We start from the raw sequence: 2993 nt of genomic DNA on the forward strand, positions 1-2993 counted from the left end.
TCGCGCACCGCGAGCTCGGCGCCGATCTGGTGACGGATGCCGATCTGGTCGTCGAGGCCAGGGCCTCGGCGTTCCGCGAGAACGGCAACCTGCTGCACGCCCGCGATCTCGCCGACTGGCAGGCAGGTGCGCAGTCCGTGACGAATCTGCGAGAGTTGGTGGCGGGTGCCTTCGTGCGCCGCGAGGCTCGACCGGCGGTCTACACGGGCGTCGGGATGAGCTGGGAGGATCTCGCCGTGGTGGCGCGGATCCTGAGGTCGGCGCAGAGCGCTGATGCATCGCCTCGGAGAGGGAACACAGATGTCCGGAACTGACACCCGCAGCCTCGTACGGCTCAGCAAGCAGCCCAGCGTTCGCGACACGGTCACCCGTGCGCTGCGCTCGGCCATCATCAGCGGTGAGATGCAGCCCGGCCGCGTGTACTCGGCACCGAGCCTCGGCGAGGAGTTCGGCACCTCCGCGACGCCCATCCGCGAGGCCATGCTCGACCTGGTGCGGGAGGGTCTCGTCGTCGCGATGCCGAACCGCGGCTTCCGTGTGACCGAGGTGTCGTCGCACGACCTCGCCGAGGTGACCGAGCTGCGCCTGTTCCTCGAGCCGCCGGCCGTCGAGAAGGCGACGCCGCTGATCCCCGAGAGCGCGTTCGCCGAGCTGCGCGGCAAGGCCGACGACATCGTCGCGGCGGCCGAGCGGGGCGACCTGGTCGAGTACCTGAGCGCCGACAGCGACTTCCACCTGGCGATCCTGCAGTACGCGGGCAACGCCAGGCTCACGCAGCTGATCCAGTCGCTGCGGTCGCAGACCCGCCTCTTCGGGCTCGCCGAGCTGTACGAGCGCGGTCATCTCACGAGCTCCGCCAAGGAGCATCACACGATCATGGATGCCATCGAGGCCCGAGACGCGGTGCGTGCGCGCGACCTCGTGGTCTCGCACATCGAGCACGTGAAGGGCGACTGGTCGGGTCACACGGTGGGCGAACCCCACCCCGCGGAGGCGAACGGCTAGTGGGTCGATCGACAGCACGCGCCGACGTCGTGATCGTCGGGGCGGGGGTCGTCGGTGCCGCGACGGCGTATTTCGCCGCAGCATCCGGCCTCCGGACCGTCGTGATCGAGCGCGGTTCGATCGCCTCGGGAACCAGCAGCCGCTGCGAGGGCAACATCCTCGTCTCCGACAAGGAGGTGGGCCCCGAGCTCGAGCTGTCGCTCTACTCGCAGCGCGTGTGGCGGGAGGATCTCGCCGAGCATGCCGGCCTGTGGGAGTTCGAATCCAAGGGCGGTCTCGTCGTCGCCGGCAGCGCAGGGAGCATGGCGGGCCTCACCGCGCTCGTCGCGCACCAGCGCGAACTGGGCATCCGCGCCGAGATCATCGACGACAACCCGGGCCTGCGTGAGGTCGAGCCGTACATCAACCCCGCGCTCGTCGGCGGTGCGTTCTACCCCGACGACGCGCAGGTGCAGCCGCTGCTCGCGACGCATCACCTGCTGCGCCTCGCGATCGAGCACGGCGCCGAGCTGCACACGCGAACCTCGGTGCACGGCATCGTCACCGAGCACGGTCGCGCCGTGGGCGTCGACACCTCGATCGGGCGCATCTCGGCCGGAGCCGTCGTCAACTGCGCCGGACCCTGGAGCGGTGAGGTCGCCGCCCTCGCGGGCGTGCACCTGCCGGTGCTGCCCCGACGAGGGTTCGTGCTGGTCACCGAGCCGGTGCCGATCACGGTGCATCACAAGGTCTACGCCGCCGAGTACGTCGGCGACGTCGCGAGCTCGGATGCCGGGCTGCAGGTCTCGCCGGTCGTCGAGGGCACTCCGAGCGGCACGATCCTGCTCGGCGCCAGCCGCGAGCGCGTCGGATTCGACCGGTCGTTCTCTGCCGAGGCGGTCGCGCGCATCGCCACGAGCGGCCTCGGCCTGTTCCCTGCGCTGCGCGACGTGGGCGTGCAGCGCGCCTACTCGGGATTCCGCCCGTACTGCCCCGACCACCTCCCCGCCATCGGCGAGGATGCCCGACTGCCGGGCCTCTGGCACGCCGCCGGGCACGAGGGCGCGGGCGTCGGACTCTCCGTCGGCACGGGCAAGCTGCTGTCGCAGGCGCTCCGGTCCGAGGCGACCGACCTCGACCTCTCTCCCTTCCGCCCCGATCGACTCGAAGGACTCGCCGCCGCATGAACCGGACGCACGTCGACGGGACGCAACCCGTGCGCAGCATCGAGTTCGACGGTGCGCCGGTGCCGTTCACGCCGGGGCAGACGATCGGCGGGGCGCTCGCCGGTGCGGGCATCGTGTCGTGGCGCACGACCCGGCGGGACCACGCCCCGCGCGGGCTGTTCTGCGGCATCGGGGTCTGCTTCGACTGCCTCGTGACCGTCGACGGAGTGCGCAGTCAGCGGGCCTGCCTCGTCGAGGCGTGCGACGGGCAGGACGTACGCAGCTCCGATCCGGACGAGCCGCTGCCGTTGTCGGAGCATCCGGTGTCCGAGCATCCGGAGTCCGAGCATCCGATGACCGAGCTTCCGGGGGAGGATTCGCGTGACTGAGCAGAGCATCCCGACCAGCGAGCAGAGCATCCCTGTGACCGGTCCTGTCCTCGCCGACGTCGCGGTCGTCGGCGCCGGGCCCGCAGGTCTCAGCGCGGCGGTCGTCGCGGCCGAGCACGGACTGCAGGTCGTGCTCATCGACGCCGCGCGTCAGACCGGCGGGCAGTACTGGCGGCATCCCGATGAGCGTCATCGCGATGACTTCGCCGCCCCCGAGAGCACGGGCCACCATCACTGGACGCACTACACCGCTCTGCGCGACCGGCTCGCCGCGGCTGTGGCATCCGGTCGCATCCGGCATCTCGCCGGGCGTCAGGTGTGGCGCACCGACGGCTTCGACGACCGGCTGGCGCTGCGCACGAGTGCTGTCGGCGGCACGGACACCCTGCCGCTCACCGACCGCACCACGTGGGCGCGACGCCTCATCGTCGCGACCGGGGCCTACGACCGCCAG

4 protein-coding genes and 1 pseudogene are annotated in these 2993 nt (G+C 71.3%); all 5 read left to right on the forward strand.

Annotated elements, in window-relative coordinates; translation table 11 throughout:
• Positions 1-314 (forward strand): annotated as a pseudogene (locus RTM68_RS17955) (ornithine cyclodeaminase family protein); the annotation flags it as partial.
• Positions 301-1005, forward strand: coding sequence for a GntR family transcriptional regulator (locus RTM68_RS17960; RefSeq protein WP_312173610.1), 705 nt, complete (start codon positions 301-303; stop codon positions 1003-1005). The pseudogene RTM68_RS17955 and the gene RTM68_RS17960, both read left to right, overlap by 14 nt.
• Positions 1005-2171 (forward strand): FAD-dependent oxidoreductase, encoded by a 1167-nt coding sequence (locus RTM68_RS17965; protein WP_312173613.1) that lies wholly within the window; start codon positions 1005-1007, stop codon positions 2169-2171. Before RTM68_RS17960 ends, RTM68_RS17965 begins: the two co-directional genes overlap by 1 nt.
• Entirely contained in the window at positions 2168-2539 is a 372-nt protein-coding gene (locus tag RTM68_RS17970) for a (2Fe-2S)-binding protein (protein ID WP_312173616.1), read from the forward strand. The genes RTM68_RS17965 and RTM68_RS17970 overlap by 4 nt, the downstream gene beginning before the upstream one ends.
• The coding region (locus RTM68_RS17975) for an FAD-dependent oxidoreductase (protein WP_312173619.1) at positions 2532-2993 on the forward strand (462 nt) is incomplete at its 3' end. The genes RTM68_RS17970 and RTM68_RS17975, both read left to right, overlap by 8 nt.

Source organism: Microbacterium sp., from assembly GCF_031988965.1.
In the GTDB taxonomy this organism is placed as follows: Bacteria; Actinomycetota; Actinomycetes; order Actinomycetales; family Microbacteriaceae; genus Microbacterium.

Excerpts from the sequence above, each read along its gene's own strand:
- RTM68_RS17970 (WP_312173616.1), top strand. The coding sequence starts at position 2,168 with ATGAACCGGACGCACGTCGACGGGACGCAACCCGTGCGCAGCATCGAG.
- RTM68_RS17960 (WP_312173610.1), top strand. The coding sequence starts at position 301 with ATGTCCGGAACTGACACCCGCAGCCTCGTACGGCTCAGCAAGCAGCCC.